Origin of the sequence: Alteromonas sp. K632G, assembly GCF_017653625.1 — a bacterium.
Classification (GTDB): domain Bacteria; phylum Pseudomonadota; class Gammaproteobacteria; order Enterobacterales; family Alteromonadaceae; genus Alteromonas; species Alteromonas naphthalenivorans.
In genome coordinates, this window is record NZ_JAGGDM010000060.1 from 1 (window position 1) to 891 (window position 891).

1 protein-coding gene is annotated in these 891 nt (G+C 40.7%); it reads left to right on the plus strand.

Features of this window, described 5'->3' with window-relative positions; all coding sequences use genetic code 11:
* Window positions 1-80: 80 nt before the first annotated feature.
* Window positions 81-891, plus strand: an 811-nt coding sequence (locus J5X92_RS20870) for an IS110 family transposase (protein WP_208806431.1), incomplete at its 3' end; no start/stop codon positions are given.

Below are 891 nucleotides of genomic sequence, written 5' to 3' on the forward strand. Positions count from 1 at the left end.
TTGATAATCATTGAGCCTCCTCCCTATCAGCATAAACTGAGTTTATCCTAATAGGCGACCAAACCAAGGGAGAAAACTCAATGAACTTTTATACTAATACACATCCGTACTATTGTGGAATCGATCTTCACACCAGACTGCTTTATGTCTGCATTATTGATAATGAAAACAACATTCTCGTTCACGAAAAAATCGATGATTCACCCGACAAACTGTTAGCGCTTTTAAAGCCATATCTGGGCAATATTGTTGTTGGTGTTGAATGTATGCACTGCTGGTATTGGGTATCCGACTTTTGTGAAGAGCATAATATTGATTTCATTCTTGGCCATGCGCTTTATATGAAGGCCATTCATGCCGGTAAAACGAAGAACGACAAAATTGACGCACTAAAAATAGCGAAGCTAATGCGCGGTGGGAACTTCCCACTCGCGCATGCTTATTCAAAGGAGCATCGCTCTATTCGAGATGCGCTTCGCCGTCGCACCCACATAATGAGAATGAGTGCTCAACTGAAAGCGCATGTTGCCAGCACAGTCAGTCAATACAACTTACCCGCACTAGAAACTCGGTTAGATTTAAGAAACTCACCTGATAGAGAAAAGATGCGTCACTTTTTTCCAGACGAAGCTGTACAAAAGAGCATGGATTTAAATCTAAATATAATCGAAACAATGGTGAGTGAGCTCTACAAAATTGAACATTATGTAAAGACTCAGGCACAAACACACTGTGCAACAGATTTACATATTCTTAAGTCGTTTCCAGGTATCGGGAAAATTCTAGCCCTTACCATTTTGTATGAAGTTGGCGATATTGAGCGGTTTCCAACAGTTCAGAAGTTTGCTTCGTATTCACGGTTAGTAAAATGCAAAGCAGAATCGGCCGGTA